Origin of the sequence: Actinoallomurus vinaceus, from assembly GCF_039542055.1 — a bacterium.
In the GTDB taxonomy this organism is placed as follows: Bacteria; Actinomycetota; Actinomycetes; order Streptosporangiales; family Streptosporangiaceae; genus Actinoallomurus; species Actinoallomurus vinaceus.
This window is the reverse complement of record NZ_BAABHK010000009.1, coordinates 324,975-340,130: the sequence shown is the minus strand read 5'-3', so window position 1 is coordinate 340,130 and position 15,156 is coordinate 324,975. Positions and strand designations below refer to the sequence as shown.

The window sequence follows — 15,156 nt, the reverse complement described above, 5'->3', positions numbered from 1 at the left end:
GGGGACCAGAGTGGATCCGATCGGTATCGCCGGCGCGTGGCTCTTCACTCCGCAGATCCATGGCGACGAACGCGGATCATTTCTCGAATGGTTCCAGGACGCCGGGTTCTCCGCCGCCGTGGGTCATCGGCTGACGATGCGACAGGCCAACTGCTCGGTGTCGCGGCGCGGCTCGCTCCGGGGCGTTCACTTCGCCGACGTGCCGCCGGGGCAGGCGAAGTACATCACCTGCCTGCGGGGCTCGGTGCTCGATGTGGTCGTCGACATCCGGACCGGCTCCCCCACTTTCGGCCGCTCGGCCGTGAACCGGCTCGACGACCGGACACGGCGCGCCGTCTACATCGCCGAAGGGCTCGGGCACGGCTTCCTCGCGCTCAGCGATGAGGCGCTCGTCGTCTACCTCGCGTCGGAGCCGTACGCCCCGGACCGCGAGCACGGGGTGCACCCGCTCGACCCCGCCCTCGGCATCGAGTGGCCGCGCGGCATCGAGCCGGTGCTGTCCCCGAAGGACGCCGCCGCCCCGTCCCTGGCCGAGGTCGAACGGGCCGGCCTCCTCCCGTCCTACGCCGACTGCCTGGCCTACCAGGAGAAACTCCGCTCGGACACAACCTTCTAGCGCACCACGGCCGGCGAGAAGGCGTTCCTGAGCAGCAGGCGAGGGGCGCCCGTGCCGTCCGCGGGCACCGTCCAGACGTTCGTCGCCCCGCCGTCCAGGCGCCCGTACAGCACCGTGTGATCGTCGAGCCAGGCCGCCTGGTCGTCCACGCTCCGCGTCTCGGCCAGGGCGATCTCCCCCATCGTCCGCAGTTCGAGAACGTGCAGCCGCCAGGGCCGCGACGGATCGCCGGTCGCCTTCTTGAAGACCAGACGGGTCCCGTCCGGGGACAGCGACGGGCATTCGACGTTCTCGCGCAGCGTGCGCATCGTCCGGGCGGTGACGTCGCCCTCGACCAGGTAGGTCCGGCCCTTCGTCCGCACGGTCGCGTAGAAGTGGTCGTCGTCGGCGGCGAACGTCACCCCCCAGTAGTTCACGTCGGGCGATCGGTAGGGCCTCCCGTCCTTGAGGAGGGTGAAGTCCTCGAGGCTCTCGATCACCCGCCCGGTGCGCATGTCGAGGATCCCGGTCCGCGTCGACAGATCGGGGCTGGTGTAGGAGTCGCCGCTGACGAAGACCGTCCAGGAGACCATGCGCCCGCTCGGTGACACGCGTGCCCGGCTCGGAGCTCCGGGCAACTGGACGCGGCGAACCTCGTGCAGCCCGCGGTCCAGGATCACCGCGAAGATCTTGGGAACGGCGGCGCGCCGCACCGTGAGGCACACGCCGGTGCCGGCCGAGGCGTAGAGCCGCACGCAGTTCAGCCCGCTGAGCACGCGAGACCCGCCCGGATGGGCGAGGGGCACCGACGCCAGCACGCCGTTCGAGCCGGCGTTGCGGAACAGCAGCCGGCCACGGTCATCGAGCCGGATCGCCGCCGGCCGGGCCGTCGCCGCACCGCCCCGGCCGGCGGCCCGCAGCACGTACGCGGTCGCGGCCAGCGCGAGCAGCGCCGCGGCGGCGAGGACCAGCCACGCCCGACGCCCGCCGGCGGCACCGCCTCCCGTACTCATCGGACCGCCCGGAGCAGCGGCCACGCCGCCACGATCGCCACGCCCAGGCCGGCGGTCGCGGCCGTCACCGCCGCCGGCCTGCCCCACGCCGTCCACGCGGCACCGATGAGAACCGAGGACATCAGCCGGGCGAGCGCCTGCGCCGTCTGCAGAACGGCCATGCCACTGGCCCGCACCGGGCCGGGCAGCAGCGGCCCGGCCGCCGCCATCAGCACGCCGTCGGTGGCCGCGTAGAAGGCACCGTGCAGCGTGAGCACGCAGGCGAGCAGCACCGCTCCGGCCAGCGGCCCGCGCAGCAGCAGGTACGCGCCGAGCAGCAGCACGTGCCCGCCGAGGAAGACCACCCGGCGCCCGGCGCGGTCGGCCAGGCGGCCGAACGGGACCGCCAGGGCCAGGAAGGACGCCGCCGTTCCCAGGGGCAGCAACGGGAAGTACCCGGCCGCGATGCCCAGCCGCCGCTGCAACAGCAGGTAGACGAACGAGTCGCTGATGGTGCAGGCGCCGAGCAGCGCGGCCGCCAGGCACATCAGGGCGAACCCCGGCCGCCTCAGCGGCCTGAGCGACATCGCGGCGCGGGGCACGGAACGGATCGATGGATCTCGTACGAACGCCACCAGCAGGACCACGCCGAACACGGCGACGCAGCAGCTGACGACGAAGACCGCGTCGTAGGCGCCCGGAGCCGCCCACAGCACGGCGAAGGCGGCCAGCGGCCCGGCGAGCGCGCCGACCGTGTCCATCGTCCGATGTACCCCGAACGACAGCCCGAGGTCACGAGGCGCGCTGCTCGCCGCGATGAGGGCGTCCCGTGGTGCCGTGCGCAATCCCTTACCGGTGCGATCGGCGGCCAGCACCGCTCCCAGGGCGACGGGAGAGCTCCCCGCGGCGAGGAGGCCCAGCTTGCACACCGCAGACAGGGCGTAGCCGAGACCCGCCACGAGCCGGTGGCGCTGTGACCGGTCCGCGAGCCGTCCTCCGGCGAGCCGGATCAGCGCGGTCACCCCGGCGTACATGCCGTCGAGGACGCCGAACTGCAGGGGCGTGAGGCCCAGCGACAGGACCAGGTAGAGCGGCAGGACCGCGGTGATCATCTCGGACGAGACGTCGGTGACGAGGCTGACCGCTCCCAGGGCGACGATGTTGGGCGCGACGAGCCGCCAGACGCGCATCGCGCGTGCGGCGTTCCCGAGCCCCGCCGAGACGTACACCGTCAGCCCAGGCCGTCGGGCAGCGCCGCGCGCAACGCGGCCCGCCAGTCGCGGATCGGCTCCAGCCCGGCACGCTCCCATCGCCCATGCCCGAGCACGCTGTACGCGGGACGTGGCGCCGGACGCGCGAACCGGTCGGCCGTCGTCGGCAGCACCCGCTGCTCGTCCGCCCCGAGCAGATGGAAGACCTCGCGGGCAAGCCCCCACCACGTGGTCTGTCCCGAACTCGTCGCGTGGTAGATCCCGGGCTCCGCGCCGGAACGCATCAGGGCCAGGATGCGCCCGGCCACGTCACGGGTCCAGGTCGGCTGCCCGCGCTGGTCGATGACGACCTCGATCTTCTCGCGCTCGCGCTCGAGCCGGACCATGGTCGCGACGAAGTTCGGCCCGCCCCGGCCGTACAGCCACGCCGTCCTGACCACGTACGCGGCGGAGGGCAGCTCCGCCAGCACGGCTCGCTCCCCCGCGAGCTTCGTCCGCCCGTACGCGCCGATCGGGCCGGGCGGCGTGTCCTCGGCGTACGGCTCGCGGGCGGTCCCGTCGAAGACGTAGTCGGTGGAGACCTGGACCAGGCGGGCGCCGATCGCCGCGCAGGCGAGGGCGAGGTTGCCCGCTCCGTCGCCGTTGACGCGCAGCGCCTCCTCTTCGTGTTCCTCGGCCGCGTCGACCGCTGTCCATCCGGCGCAGTTGACGACGACGTCCGGGCACGCCGCCCGCAGGGTCGCGCGTACGGCGTCGCCGTCGGTGATGTCGAGGCCGGCGCGGTCGAGGCCGGTCACCGTCTCGCCCTCCACGGCCAGCAGGTTCACGACCTCGCCGCCGAGCATGCCCGACGCACCGGTCACCAGCCACGTGCTCATTTCAGGGCCCTCCACCAGGCACGGTTCTCGGCGTACCAGCGCACGGTCGCCGCGAGGCCGGCGTCGAAGGGGATCCGTGGCCGGTAGCCCATGCCGCGCAGGAGGTCGTCGTTCAGGGAGTAGCGGCGGTCGTGTCCCTTCCGGTCCGCCACGGTCCGCACGCTTTCCCAGCCCGCCCCGAAGGCCTTCAGGAGGCGTTCGGTCAGCTCGATGTTGGTCAGCTCGACGTCACCGCCGATGTGGTGGACCTCGCCGGTCCGCCCTTTCTCCAGGACGAGCTGGATGCCCCGGCAGTGATCGTCCACGTGCACCCAGCCCCGTACGTTCTTGCCGTCGCCGTACAGCGGAACCGTCCGGTCTCGGAGGAGGTTCGTCACGAACAGCGGGATGACCTTCTCGGGGAACTGGTAGGGCCCGTAGTTGTTGCAGCATCGGGTGATGACGACGTCCAGGCCGTGTGTCCGGGCATAGGACAGCGCGATCAGGTCACCGCCGGCCTTGGCCGCGGCGTACGGGGAGGTCGGCGCGAGCGGGGCGTCCTCCGTCCACGAGCCCGCCTCGATGCTTCCGTAGACCTCGTCGGTGGAGACCTGCACCACCCGTTCGACTCCGGAGTCCGCGCAGGCCCGCATGAGCGTGTGCGTGCCGGCCACGTTCGTGGCCACGAAGTCCGAGCCGTCGGCGATCGACCGATCCACGTGGGTCTCGGCCGCGAAGTTGAGGACCACCCGGTGGCCCGGGAGGACCTTCGCGAGGAGTTCGGCGTCGCAGATGTCGCCGTGGACGAAGGTGCAGCGGGCGCCTTCGAGGTTGGCGCGGTTGCCCGCGTAGGTGAGCTTGTCGAGAACGGTGATCTCGGCGTCCTCGAATCCCGGATAGCCACCGCCGGCGAGCGTCCGCACGTAGTGGGATCCGATGAAGCCGGCGCCTCCGGCCACGAGCACCCTCATGAGGAGATCTGCACTCTGCTGTGGTCGCCCAGGACGAGCCGGTGCGCGTTGGGGACCTTCGGCGCGAGCGTCACGTCGGCCTCGTGCCCGATCAGCGACGCCTCGATCCGCCGTACGCCCCTGATGGAGGCGCCGCGCAGGACGATGGAGTACTCGATCTCGCTGTCGGCGATGACGCAGTTCTCGGCGATGGAGGTGAACGGGCCGAGGTAGGAGCCGGTCACCCGCGTTCCCCGCCCGACGATGACCGGGCCCACGATGCGCGACCCGGTGACGATCGCGCCCTCCTCGACCACGACCCGCCCGATGACCTCGCAGGAGTCATCGACCGTGCCGCGCGGCTCGAGCCCCTCGAGCACGAGGCGGTTGACCTCGAGCATGTCATCGACGTTTCCGGTGTCCTTCCAGTAGCCCGAGATGACGGCGGAGGAGACCTCGTGGCCGGTGTCGACCAGCCACTGGATCGCGTCGGTGATCTCCAGTTCGTTCCGCCAGGAGGGCTTCAGCGTGGCCACCGCGTCGTGGATCGCGGGCGTGAACAGGTAGACGCCGACGAGCGCGAGGTCGCTCTTGGGGTGTTCGGGCTTCTCCTCCAGGCCGGCGACGCGCCCGGCGGCGTCGAGTTCGACGACGCCGAAGGCGCGCGGGTCCGGAACCCGGGTCAGCATGATCTGCGCGGCCGGCCGGTCTCGGTGGAACTGCCGGGTGAAGGGGGTGATCCCGCCGACGATGAAGTTGTCGCCCAGATACATCACGAAGTCGTCGTCGCCGAGGTAGCCGCGCGAGACGAGGATCGCGTGGGCTAAGCCAAGGGGGGCGTCCTGCCGGATGTAGGTGACGTCGAGGCCGAAGGCCGAGCCGTCACCGACGACGCGCTGGATCTCCGGTGCCGTGTCCCCGACGACGATGCCGACCTCGGTGATCCCGCTGTCACGGATCGCCTCCAGTCCGTAGAAGAGGACCGGCTTGTTCGCGACCGGCAGCAACTGTTTGGCCGATGTATAGGTAATGGGCCGCAACCGCGTGCCCGATCCCCCGGCCAACATAAGGGCTTTCACGAGATGAACCTAGATACCCGAACTGGAAATAAGCGAGCGCGCGGCCACGTCCGGCCAGCGCCACGGTAAACCGCCACGATAACGACGCTCGGCCACATGCGGCCTCGATGTAAACCCTTCCTATCTACGGCATCGTGACATTCTCCAGCCGAGGAACACATCGCATCAAGATCGCGGGGGCGGGTCGTGACGACTGTCGAGCAAGCGGATACCATCACCCTACGAGAAAAAAGTTTTCGGCTGACCAGTCGCCATGGTTGGATTCCACCCTATATTCGCTGGCTCGTCATCATCGACGCCGCCAGCGCCATTACCGCGAGCACGGTCGGCCTTGTCGCACGTTTCAGCGGTGCCGAATCCGCGCCCTGGCCGGACGCCACACTGGGGATTGGACTGCCATTCATCTGGATTCTCTCGATCGCCGCCGGACGCGCGTACGAGCCACGATTCTTCGGCGTCGGATCGGACGAATTCCGGCGCGTGCTCAACGTCGGCCTGTTACTGAGCGCAGCGGTGACGAACCTGTTCTACGTCACCAAGGCGGAGGTCGCGCGAGGATACGCCCTCGTGACACTGCCACTGATGATCTTCCTGGACGTCACCGGGCGTTATCTCCTGCGCCGGCGACTGCACCGCCTGCGCGCCCGCGGTGCGTGCATGCGGCGCAGTGTCGTGGTCGGCCATCGCAGCGCCGTCACCGAACTGGTCCGCGAACTCAGGCGGACACCGTTCCACGGCCTGAACATCGTCGCCGCCTGTCTCCCCCCTGGGAGCGGGAGGGACGATCTGGACGGCGTTCCGGTACTCGGCGGATTCGACGATGTCGTCCGGGTGATCGACGTGTGCCGTGCCGACACGGTCGCCGTCCTCGCCTGCCCGGAGATCGACGCCGCACGACTGCGCCGCCTCGCCTGGCAGTTGGAGAAGGGCGACACCGATCTCTTCGTCGCCCCGGCGCTGATGGACGTCGCCGGACCACGTACGACGATCAGGCCGATCGCCGGCCTACCGCTGCTCCACGTCGATCACCCCGAACTGACGGGCGGCCGGCGGCTGGTCAAGAGCCTGTTCGACCGGCTGGTCGCCGCGCTCGCCCTCCTCGTCCTCGCCCCGGCGCTGGTCGTGATCGCCGCTCTCCTGCGGTTCACCGGTCCCGCGTTGTTCGTCCAGCGGCGCATCGGCCGGGACGGCAAGGTGTTCCGGATGCTGAAGTTCCGCACGATGGTGAAGGACGCGGAGAAGCTTCGGCCCGCGCTTGTCGGGCGCAACGACGGTGACGGCGTCCTCTTCAAGATCAAAGAAGATCCTCGGGTCACGCGGATCGGCGGGTGGCTACGCCGTTACTCGCTCGACGAGCTCCCCCAGCTGATCAACGTTCTCCACGGCGACATGTCGCTGGTCGGGCCGCGCCCGCCGCTACCGGAGGAGGTCTCGCGGTACGAGAGCGACGTGTACCGCCGCCTCGCGGTCAAGCCGGGGCTCACCGGGCTGTGGCAGGTCAGCGGCCGCTCCGACCTGCCATGGGACGAGGCCGTCCGGCTCGACCTGCGCTACGTCGAGAACTGGTCTCTCACCCTGGACATGCAGATCCTCGGGAAGACCCTCTCCGCGGTGATCCGCGGCTCGGGAGCCTACTAATCCGGGCGTTTTATCCATCTTGCACTAATTAACGTCGTTTACTACTGATGACCAAGCACTTGCAACGTCGGCGGGTGACGTAGACGGCCTCACCCTTTTGCGGGGTTTCTCCGGGCATCGAGCACGACAACATGCCTTCTGCCGCCCTTTCGGCAATCACCCCCTCAGTGAGGCGAAAGATGGATATCAGAGGAACGTCACCTTTCTCGTCGGCGATTCGCGCGGCATTGATCGGAAATTCCGGTCGCCGCGCGGAGACCGCCGCGTGAACGCCGCCGCACCCACCCTCGACTCTCGTGCCCCGGCGTCCGGGGCGTACGACGTCGCCATCGTCGGCCTCGGCTACGTCGGCCTGCCGACGGCCCTGGCGTTCCACGCCGCGGGCGCCCGCGTGCTGGCCATCGACTCCAGCGCCGAACGCCTTGCCCGGATCCGGGAACGCCAGGTCGACCTGCTCGACTCCGACCACCGGCGCCTCGAGGCCGCGCTGGCCGATGACGCGTTCGCGCTGGTCACCGACCCGTCGTACGCGTCGTGGGCACGGGCCGTGGTCATCTGCGTGCCGACGCCGGTCACCCCCCACCTCACCCCCGACCTGTCCGCCCTCGAGGGGGCCTGCGCGGCGGCGGTCCTGCACGCCGTCCCCGGGCAGGTCGTCATCCTGACCTCGACCAGCTACGTGGGCTGCACCGACGACCTGCTCGCCGGGCCGCTCGGGCGGCGCGGACTTCAGGTGGGCCGGGACGTGTTCGTCGCGTTCAGCCCGGAGCGGATCGACCCGGGCAACGACCGATACGCCCACGAGGTCGTGCCCAGGGTCGTCGGCGGCACCACGCCGCAGTGCACGGCCGAGGCGGTCAAGGTCCTCGCCCACTGCACCGGCAACCTGCACGAGGTGTCCTCCTCGGGCGCGGCCGAGATGACCAAGCTGTTCGAGAACACCTTCCGCGCCGTCAACATCGCCCTGGCGAACGAGCTCGCGGAGATCAGCCGGACGCTCGGCCTCGACGTCATGGAGGTCATCACCGCGGCGGCGACCAAGCCGTACGGGTTCATGCCCTTCTTCCCCGGCCCGGGCGCCGGTGGCCACTGCATCCCCTGCGACCCCCACTACCTGCTGTGGCAGCTGCGCAAGAGCCGGCTGGCCACCCCCGTCGTCACCGAGGCCATGTCCGCGATCGCGGGCCGCCCCCGCCGCGTCGTCGAACGCGCCCGCGAGGTGCTGTCCGAGGCCGGGATCGGCCTGGCCGGAGCGCGGGTCCTGCTCCTGGGCGTGACGTACAAGCCGGACGTCGAAGACGTCCGGGAGTCCCCCGCCCTGGAGATCATCGAGGGTCTGCTGGCCGCCGGCGCCGACGTCGCATACCACGACCCGCTCGTCCCGGAGCTCCGGCTGCCGGGAGGCCGCGTGCTCGGCAACGTCAACCCGCCCGGCGACGCACCCGACCTCGTCGTCGCGCACACCATGCACCGGGCCCTGGACCTGTCCTGGCTGCCCGAGGACCAGCTCGTCCTGGACGCCACCTACCGCCTGACCGGCGCGGGCCGCCGCGTCCCCCTCTGACCGCCGCAGCACGCCTCCGCGGCCCGCTCCACGGATCCCCGGCCGCCCTCAACCGAATCCGCGCCGGCCCGCCGGCACCGTCCTGTGCCCTGCCCTGCCCTGCCCTGCCCTTCGAGCATGAGGAGAGCTTTCGTGACCACGCCACCCCTTCCGGGGAACCGAGCCCGGCCCGGGCGGCTCGCGTCCCTCGGGGCGTTCGTCGGCGTCACCGTCATCTGCCTGGTCATCGGCTGGCACGTGGGGATCAAGGTCGCCTTTCTGCGCGGCGACCCGTTCACCCCGACGTACACGATCGCCGTCAGCGGCTACGTGCTGAGCCGCTTCCTGCTGGCGGCCTTCTACCGGCCGCCGCGCGACGCGGCGATCACGCCCACGGTCGCGATCATCGTGCCCGCCTTCAACGAGGGCGAGGCCGTGGCCCGCACGATCGACTCCTGCATGGCGCTGGACTACCCGCGGGAGCGGCTCGAGCTGGTCGTCGTCAACGACGGGTCGAGCGACGACACCTGGGACCACATGCTGCGGGCGGCCGCCCGCCATCCCGTCGGATCGGTCCAGTGCGTCGACCTGGGGAGCAACCAGGGCAAACGCGCGGCGATGGCGGCCGGCATCCGCGCGACGTCGGCGGAGATCCTCGTCTTCGTCGACTCCGACTCGATGCCCGGCCCGGACGCGGTGCGCAAACTCGTCCAGGGGTTCGCCGACCCGAAGGTCGGCGCCATCTCCGGCCTCACCTACGCCCGCAACGCCGAGACCAACACGCTGACGCGCATGCAGGCGGCGCGCTACTACGTCTCGTTCCAGCTGCTGAAGAGCGCCGAGTCCGTCCTGGGCGCGGTGACGTGCTGCTCCGGCTGCTTCGCGGCCTACCGCCGCGCGGCCGTCGAACCCCTGCTGGACGCCTGGGAGAACCAACGGTTCCTCGGCACGCAGTGCACCTACGGCGACGACCGGGCGCTGACCAACCGCGTCATCAAGGCCGGCTGGGTGACGCGGTACGACTCACGGGCGGAGGCGTGGACCGACGTCCCGGACGCGTACCGGAAGTTCTTCCGGCAGCAGCTGCGCTGGAAGAAGTCCTGGAGCCGAGAAGGGCCGCTGCTGCTGTCGCACATCTGGCGCACCCGGACCCGCGCGCTGCCGTCCGTCGCGGTACAGACGTGCGCCGGACTGCTCAGCCCCATCGTCATCTTCCTCACCATCGCCCGGGCCGTCGTGGAAGGGCACTCGCCGCTGATCTATTTCCTCGGCCTCTATCTCGTCTCGATGGCGTATGCGTTCGTGTACCGCATGCTGAGAAAAGACGGCCTGTGGCTGTACGCCTTTATCGGAACCTTTTTCTACATAACCTTCTCGCCGCAGTTGTTGTGGGCGATCGCCCGCATTCGCGACGGGAAATGGGGCACCCGTTCGGTGGACCGGCGCCGGCCGCCGTACCCGCGAATCAAGCCGACCCCGCGGACGGTGCAGGATGGCTGAGGCGGCACGCCCGGCGGCCGGTCCCGGGACGGTCGGGCGGCTGACCGCCGCCGTGAACGGCGCGGTGTTCACGGCCGCCCTCGCCCTCGTGCTCGTCGTGTGGGTCACGGCGAGCCGCCCGTTCGACCCACCGCGGCAGGCCCCGGTCCCCGTACGGCTGGACACGGCCACCGCGCGGGCCGCCGCCGGCCTGCCCGGGTACCCCGGGTCGGTGGTCGTGCTGACGTACCACGCGGTGTCCGACGACGACCACGCCGGCAGCACGCTGACCCGGCGGCTGTTCGGCGAGCACCTGGCCGCCCTGGCCGCCGCGGGGTACCGCACGGTGCGGCTCGCCGATGTGGAGCGGCTCATCGCGCACCAGCCGGTACGGCTGCCGCCGAGGGCACTGCTCCTGACGTTCGACGACGGGACGCTGACCGACTGGACGACGGTCGACCCGATGCTCGAGCGGTACCACTTCACCGCGGTCGCCTTCCTGACCACGTCGAAGATGGTCGCCGCGGGCACCCCGTCGTACTACCTGTCGAACCGGCAGCTGCGGGCGCTGCGCGCGACGGGCCGCTGGGAGTTCGGCTCGCACACCCACGCGCTGCACGAACAGGTCCCGGTGCCGGGCGACCTGGCATCGCCGCTCGGCAACCGGATCCTCCTGCACGGGCGGCTGGAGTCCCCGGCCGCGTGGCGGTCCCGCGTCCGCGGCGACCTCGCCAAGAGCCAGGCGTTCTTCCGCCGCGTCTTCGGGCGGCCCGCGAGCGCCTTCTCCTACCCGTTCGGCGACACCGGCAGCGTGGGGAACTCCCCGGCGCTCGCCCGGGAACTGCCCGATCTGCTGCGGGCCGCCGGGTTCGGCGTCGCCTTCGTCGGCGAGAACGTCCCGACCGAGCACGTCAACGCGATCAGCGCGCGGTCGCCCCGCTGGACGCTGGACCGCATCGGCGTCCGGGCGACGACGTCAGTGTCCGACCTGCTGGAGATGGTCCGGGGCGCGGTGCCGGTCGCGCCGCCCCACGACCTGGCGGCACTGCACTGGATGGGCGACCTCGCCACCTGCTCCCACCGGCCCGCCGCGCTCGCCGTCCGCAGCGACGGCTACGGGACCTGCATGCTCAGCGGCGTCAACACCAGCCAGTGGGCGGACTACACGCTGCGCACGCGCCTGACCGGCGTGGACCGCCACGCCGCCGCCGTGATCGCCGTACGGGACGGGGCGGGCGCGGGCCACCGCGGCCGGGTCGAGGTCCTCATCGGGGAGGGCTCGGTCGTGGTCCGCCAGCAGATCGGCGACGCGGCCCGGGTCGTGCTCGCCAGGGCCGCCCTCCCGCCGGGCGGCGCCGGCCGGACCGTGCGGATCCAGGTCCGCCGCGACACCGCCGACGTGACCGTCGACGGGCGCCGCCTGCGCGCGACCTTCGACCGGCGGCTCCACGAAGGCGGGATCAAGTTCGCCATCGCCGCCGAGGGCGGCCACCGAACCGTCGTCTACGGCGCCCCGACCCTCACCCCGCAACCCTAGGAAGAAGGACCGATGACCCCCACGCCTCCTCCGCCGACGACGCGCCCAGGGCGTGTCCGATGGATCTCCGTCCGGCTGCTACGAACAAGACCCACCGGACACGCCCTGGCAGCGCTGTTCGTCCTGCTGTGCGCGTCACTCGCCGTGCCCGGCGTCACGACGGCGCACGCCGCCACGACGACCGTCGTCACCCTCGGCTTCGACGACGGCGTCAAGGACCAGTTCACCAACGCGCGGCCGGTCCTCCAGGCCCACGCCATGCACGGCGTCTTCTACATCAACAGCGGCCAGACCAACCTCACCAACTACATGACGCAGGCCGACATCGCCGCGCTCGCCTCGGACGGGGACGAGATCGGCGGCCACACCGTCGACCACGCCGACCTGACGACCCTGTCCTCCGACGACGTCAAGCGAGAGGTCTGCAACGACCGCGTGACCCTGCTGAACTGGGGCTTCGCGATCAAGAACTTCGCCTACCCGTACGGCGCGTCGAACGCCGCGGCCGAGCAGATCGTGCACGACTGCGGGTACAACAGCGCCCGGACCGTCGGCGGCGTCACCTCCCCTGGCTCCTGCGACGGCTGCGGGTACACCGAGACGATCCCGCCCGCCGACGTGTACAACACGCAGACACCCGACTCGATCAAGTCCGACACGAGTCTGGCGACCATCAAGGGCTACGTCACCAACGCCGAACAGCACGGCGGCGGCTGGGTGCAGCTCGTCTTCCACCACGTCTGCGACGCCTGCACGGACACCTACTCGGTGAGCCCGAGCACGCTGTCGGACTTCCTCGACTGGCTCGCCCCGCGCAGGTTGTTGCATGGCACGACGGTGAAGACCGTCGACCAGGTGATCGGCGGCGCCCAGCAGCCACCCGTGAACGGCCCGCCGCTGAACCCGCCGACCCACGGCAACCTCGTCCAGAACCCCTCGCTCGAGTCCGCTTCCAACGGGCTGCCGGCCTGCTTCCAGTACGGCGGGTACGGCACCAACACCTACACCTGGACCCGGTCCACCGACGCGCACACCGGCTCGTACTCGCAGAAGCTCGACGTCACGTCCTGGACCAGCGGCGACCGCAAGCTCGTTTCCAAACAGGACGCGAACACCTGCGCGCCGGTCGCCACGCCGGGCCACACCTACACCGCATCGGTCTGGTACAAGGGCAGCTGGGCGGCCGACGTGCCCGTGAAGCTGACGCTGTACTACCGAACGAGCGCGGGCACCTGGGTGTACTGGACGAGCGGACCCGCGCTGCCCGCGACGGGCACCTGGACGAAGACCCCCGCCTTCACCAGCCCGGCCGTGCCCTCCGGCGCCACCGGCCTGAGCATCGGCCTCTCGCTCGCGGGCACCGGCACCATCTACACCGACGACTACGACATCACGGATCCGGCCAACCCATGAGTCTCACGAAGAGGAAACTCGCGGAGCTCGGGGTGGGGGTCGGGCTGCTGGCCCTCACCGCGGGTCTCACCGTCGACGTGCTGTCCCCGCCCCGCAAGGCGGGCGCCGAGAAGGCCCGTACGGTCGTCACCAACGCGATGCTGCAGGCGGGGCGGACCGACAACCGCTGCGCGCGGGGACGGGTCGCGCTGACCTTCGACGACGGGCCCGACATCTACACGCCACAGGTGCTGAAGGTCCTGCGCGCCTACCGGGTCCGGGCGACGTTCTTCGTCATGGGCCGGAAGGCCGCCGCGCGACCGGACCTCATCCGGGCCGAGGTCGCGGACGGGCACCTCGTGGAGAACCACAGCTGGAGCCACCCGCACCTGGCCGACCTCGACCAGGCGCAGATCGACCGGGAGCTGACCACGACCCAGCAGGCGATCACCGCGGCGGGCGCGCCCGCCCCGACGCTGTTCAGGCCGCCGTTCGGCAACACCAGCGCCGCCGTGGACGGGGAGGCGAAGCTGCTGGGCATGCGCGTCATCCGCTGGTCGATCGACACCGACGACTGGCGCGGCCGCGAGCCCGGCGACATCGCCGCGTCCGTCCTCGACCAGGCGGTGCCCGGCTCCGTCGTCCTGATGCACGACGGGGTACGGCAGTCCGCCGCCACCGTCCAGGCGCTGCCCACCGTGATCCGCGGGCTCCGCGAACGCGGGTTCTGCACCGCCCTCGCCACCGACTGACCGGGAAGGACGCGTCGATGGATCGGCACGATGGGCGTACGGAAAACGCCGTCCGCGTGGATCGGCATGGCGGGCCCACGGAAGACGCCCGCCACGTGGATCAGCACGACGGGCGTACCGAAGACGCCGCCCACGCGGATCGGCACGACGGGCGTACGGAAGACGCCGTTCGCGTGAATCGAGGGGGGCGTGTGGGAGACGCGCTCCGCGCGGCGCGCCCGTTCCGTGGCGCCGACGCCCCGGCCGCCGGGGTCCCGGCCGCCGGGGTCCCGCGACGGGGCGGCGGGGTCCGGCGGCGGGGCGGCGGGGTCCGGCGGCGGAACGGCGAGGTCCGGCGGCCGGGCAGCGGGGTTCGGTGGCGGGGCCGCCGGGCGGTCATCGTCGGCGCCGCCGTCGCGGTCGCCGCGGCGGCCACGCTGGCGGTCCTGGCCCGGCCGCGTCCGGCGCTGTTCGCGCCGCGGCTGTCCGGGCCGGACCGCCTGGTGACCAACGAGTTCGCGCACTGGAACCCGCGCACGCCCGGCACCCACGTCTCCCGGGACTGGGACGTCACGAGCGGGTCGCTGTTCGTCCGCCGGGGCGTCGCGTGGACGGGCGTGCCGGACGCCTCCGCGCCGGACGCGGGGTCGTCCCGGAGCACCGGGTCGAGCGTGTTCCGGATGACCACGCGCCGCCGTGACTTCGACGACGTGGCGGTCTCCCTGCGGCTGCGGAACCTGGGGCTGACCGGCGCCGGCCGCGCGGCGGCGTCGGAGATCGACGGCGTGCACGTCTTCCTGCGCTGGCAGAGCGCCGAGAAGCTCTACGTCGTCTCGCTGAACCGCCGGGACGGCCTCATCGTGGTCAAGAAGAAGCTGCCGGGCGGCGAGGCCAACGGCGGAACGTACGTCACCCTCGGCCAGGCCCCGTACGCCGTCCCGTACGGCCGGTGGCAGGCGTTCCGGGTCCGGATCAGGACGTCCGGCGGCGGGCTCGTGACCATCACCGTCGTGAAGGACGGCCGGGAGGTGCTGTCCGCCACCGACGACGGCGGCGAGGGCGCGGCGATCCTGACGCCCGGCGCGGTCGGGTTGCGCGGTGACAACTGCGACTTCGAGTTCGCCGGCTTCCGCGTCACCCGGGCGTGACCGC

14 protein-coding genes are annotated in these 15,156 nt (G+C 71.4%); 9 read left to right on the top strand and 5 right to left on the bottom strand.

The window, feature by feature from the left end; all coding sequences use genetic code 11:
* The first annotated feature begins 10 nt into the window (after positions 1-10).
* Positions 11-616 (top strand): dTDP-4-dehydrorhamnose 3,5-epimerase, encoded by a 606-nt coding sequence (rfbC, locus tag ABEA24_RS30495; RefSeq protein WP_345434621.1) that lies wholly within the window; start codon positions 11-13, stop codon positions 614-616.
* Here the strand turns inward: rfbC and ABEA24_RS30490 are convergent.
* The 5 genes from ABEA24_RS30490 to ABEA24_RS30470 are packed head-to-tail and all read right to left on the bottom strand — an operon-like array spanning position 613 to position 5,684.
* Positions 613-1,608, bottom strand: coding sequence for a TolB-like translocation protein (locus tag ABEA24_RS30490; protein WP_345434619.1), 996 nt, complete (start codon positions 1,606-1,608; stop codon positions 613-615). The genes rfbC and ABEA24_RS30490 overlap by 4 nt on opposite strands.
* Positions 1,605-2,816 carry an MFS transporter gene (locus tag ABEA24_RS30485; RefSeq protein ID WP_345434618.1) on the bottom strand — a complete coding sequence of 404 codons (1,212 nt, stop codon included), beginning with the start codon at positions 2,814-2,816 and terminating at the stop codon, positions 1,605-1,607. The genes ABEA24_RS30490 and ABEA24_RS30485 overlap by 4 nt, the downstream gene beginning before the upstream one ends.
* 2 nt (positions 2,817-2,818) lie before the next feature.
* A complete protein-coding gene (gene rfbD / locus ABEA24_RS30480) occupies positions 2,819-3,676 on the bottom strand; it encodes a dTDP-4-dehydrorhamnose reductase (protein WP_345434617.1) in 858 nt (285 codons plus the stop codon).
* Positions 3,673-4,626, bottom strand: coding sequence for a dTDP-glucose 4,6-dehydratase (gene rfbB / locus ABEA24_RS30475; protein WP_345434616.1), 954 nt, complete (start codon positions 4,624-4,626; stop codon positions 3,673-3,675). Before rfbB ends, rfbD begins: the two co-directional genes overlap by 4 nt.
* A complete protein-coding gene (locus tag ABEA24_RS30470) occupies positions 4,623-5,684 on the bottom strand; it encodes a glucose-1-phosphate thymidylyltransferase (RefSeq protein WP_345434615.1) in 1,062 nt (353 codons plus the stop codon). The genes rfbB and ABEA24_RS30470 overlap by 4 nt, the downstream gene beginning before the upstream one ends.
* Positions 5,685-5,897: 213 nt before the next feature.
* Between ABEA24_RS30470 and ABEA24_RS30465 the strand changes: the two genes are divergently transcribed.
* The 8 genes from ABEA24_RS30465 to ABEA24_RS30430 all read left to right on the top strand — a co-directional run bounded on the left by ABEA24_RS30465 (position 5,898) and on the right by ABEA24_RS30430 (position 15,152).
* Entirely contained in the window at positions 5,898-7,322 is a 1,425-nt protein-coding gene (locus tag ABEA24_RS30465) for a sugar transferase (protein WP_425551253.1), read from the top strand.
* 265 nt (positions 7,323-7,587) lie between these two features.
* A complete protein-coding gene (locus ABEA24_RS30460; protein WP_345434613.1) occupies positions 7,588-8,886 on the top strand; it encodes a nucleotide sugar dehydrogenase in 1,299 nt (432 codons plus the stop codon).
* A 132-nt stretch (positions 8,887-9,018) separates the two neighbouring features.
* Positions 9,019-10,365 carry a glycosyltransferase family 2 protein gene (locus ABEA24_RS30455; RefSeq protein ID WP_345434612.1) on the top strand — a complete coding sequence of 449 codons (1,347 nt, stop codon included), beginning with the start codon at positions 9,019-9,021 and terminating at the stop codon, positions 10,363-10,365.
* Entirely contained in the window at positions 10,358-11,881 is a 1,524-nt protein-coding gene (locus ABEA24_RS30450; protein ID WP_345434611.1) for a polysaccharide deacetylase family protein, read from the top strand. The genes ABEA24_RS30455 and ABEA24_RS30450 overlap by 8 nt, the downstream gene beginning before the upstream one ends.
* Before the next feature lie 12 nt (positions 11,882-11,893).
* Positions 11,894-13,294: a polysaccharide deacetylase family protein gene (locus ABEA24_RS30445; RefSeq protein ID WP_345434610.1), complete on the top strand. Its 1,401-nt coding sequence runs from the start codon at positions 11,894-11,896 to the stop codon at positions 13,292-13,294.
* A complete protein-coding gene (locus ABEA24_RS30440; RefSeq protein WP_345434609.1) occupies positions 13,291-14,025 on the top strand; it encodes a polysaccharide deacetylase family protein in 735 nt (244 codons plus the stop codon). Before ABEA24_RS30445 ends, ABEA24_RS30440 begins: the two co-directional genes overlap by 4 nt.
* Before the next feature lie 30 nt (positions 14,026-14,055).
* Complete coding sequence (locus ABEA24_RS30435) at positions 14,056-14,202, top strand: hypothetical protein (RefSeq protein ID WP_345434608.1); 147 nt, start codon at positions 14,056-14,058, stop codon at positions 14,200-14,202.
* 14 nt (positions 14,203-14,216) lie between these two features.
* Positions 14,217-15,152 (top strand): hypothetical protein, encoded by a 936-nt coding sequence (locus ABEA24_RS30430; RefSeq protein ID WP_345434607.1) that lies wholly within the window; start codon positions 14,217-14,219, stop codon positions 15,150-15,152.
* Positions 15,153-15,156 lie beyond the last annotated feature (4 nt).

Bases quoted from the DNA above. Each gene is read 5' to 3' on its own strand.
- ABEA24_RS30445 (WP_345434610.1), top strand. From the start codon at position 11,894: ATGACCCCCACGCCTCCTCCGCCGACGACGCGCCCAGGGCGTGTCCGA.
- rfbB (WP_345434616.1), bottom strand. From the start codon at position 4,626: ATGAGGGTGCTCGTGGCCGGAGGCGCCGGCTTCATCGGATCCCACTAC.
- ABEA24_RS30435 (WP_345434608.1), top strand. From the start codon at position 14,056: ATGGGCGTACGGAAAACGCCGTCCGCGTGGATCGGCATGGCGGGCCCA.
- ABEA24_RS30440 (WP_345434609.1), top strand. From the start codon at position 13,291: ATGAGTCTCACGAAGAGGAAACTCGCGGAGCTCGGGGTGGGGGTCGGG.
- ABEA24_RS30490 (WP_345434619.1), bottom strand. From the start codon at position 1,608: ATGAGTACGGGAGGCGGTGCCGCCGGCGGGCGTCGGGCGTGGCTGGTC.
- ABEA24_RS30450 (WP_345434611.1), top strand. From the start codon at position 10,358: ATGGCTGAGGCGGCACGCCCGGCGGCCGGTCCCGGGACGGTCGGGCGG.
- rfbD (WP_345434617.1), bottom strand. From the start codon at position 3,676: ATGAGCACGTGGCTGGTGACCGGTGCGTCGGGCATGCTCGGCGGCGAG.